This window comes from Phocaeicola sp. ICN-14070 (genome assembly GCF_037892625.1).
GTDB classification, from domain to species: domain Bacteria; phylum Bacteroidota; class Bacteroidia; order Bacteroidales; family Bacteroidaceae; genus Phocaeicola; species Phocaeicola plebeius.
In genome coordinates this window covers 1-1,339 of the sequence record NZ_JBBKBF010000148.1, presented here as the reverse complement: position 1 = coordinate 1,339, position 1,339 = coordinate 1, and the positions used below count along the sequence as shown (strand labels likewise).

The 1,339-nt window shown below is 43.7% G+C and carries 1 protein-coding gene; it reads left to right on the top strand.

Annotated elements, in window-relative coordinates; genetic code table 11:
* The first annotated feature begins 108 nt into the window (after nucleotides 1–108).
* Nucleotides 109–1,332, top strand: coding sequence for a site-specific integrase (locus tag WKT20_RS17975; RefSeq protein ID WP_340417858.1), 1,224 nt, complete (start codon nucleotides 109–111; stop codon nucleotides 1,330–1,332).
* The last annotated feature ends 7 nt before the right edge of the window (nucleotides 1,333–1,339 follow it).

Genomic DNA, 1,339 nt, shown 5'->3' with positions numbered 1-1,339 from the left:
GTGTCACCCCGAAAAAGCTATTTGAGGATATGGACAAGTTCATCGAAGCCAACAAGGACTTCAAGTTTGTCCTGTAATATTATCACAAAATAAGAAAGGAACATAACAATGAGAAGTACATACAAGCAGTTTTATTATATCAACCGTGGCAGAGTAAAGGCAGACGGAACCACATCTATATTTTGCCGTATCACGATTGACGGCAAAGTGTCAGCCATAGCAACAGGTCTTAACTGTGCTCCCGAAGAATGGGACACGAAAAAAGGTGAAGCCAAGAATGCAAGAGTGAACGGACAACTGCAAGCGTTCAGACTAAGAATTGACGAAGCCTACGAGCAGGCAACAAAGGAAAAGGGCATCGTTACCGCCGAGATTCTGAAGAATGTTATTGTTGATGCAAATACTATCCCGATGACATTGCTTGCCACTGGCGAGGAGGAGCGTGAACGCCTTAGGCTGCGCTCCATCCGTATTAACTCAACATCTTCTTATCGCCAATCTAAGACATCGCAGCTAAACTTGCGAGAGTTCATCGGGTTACGAGGAATGAATGACATTGCATTTGAAGATTTGACTGAGGAATTTGGCAAATCTTATAAGTTGTTCTTGATTGGCAAAGGGTATAGTGCATCCAATACGAACCATAATCTTTGTTGGCTGCAACGCTTGGTTTATATCGCTGTTGACAGAGGTCTGCTGAAATTCAATCCATTGGAAGATGTCGGATATGAAAAGAAAGGCTCACCAAAGCGTAGACATATATCCAGAAATGACTTGCTGCTCATTATGGAGACTCCTATGGAGGATAAGGCTTTGGAGTTGGCACGAAGAATGTTTGTTTTCTCCAGCCTTACAGGTTTGGCTTATGTCGATTTACGTAACCTGTATCCACACCATATCGGGATGACGGCAGACGGTAGAAAATACATCCGTGAGAAAAGAGCAAAGACCAACAACGAAGCGTTCATTCCCTTGCATCCGATAGCTGAACAAATAATGTCGCTATACAATACAGCGGATGATAGCAAACCTGTTTTCCCTCTTTCTTCACGTGATTCCATGTGGTTTGAATTTCATTCACTCGGTGTGGCTTTGGGTATAAATGAGAACCTTACCGCACACGTTGCAAGACATACATTCGGAGTAAACATGGTTACTTCGGGCATATCAATGGAAAGCATCGCCAAGATGATGGGGCATTCCAACCTGCGAAGCACCCAGGTCTATGCCGTCATCACCGATGACAAGATATCCAAGGACATGGACAAGCTGATGCAGCGCAGAGAAACAAAAGAAACTGACCAGAATAAAAATAAGGAGGACGGGAAATGAACAGAGG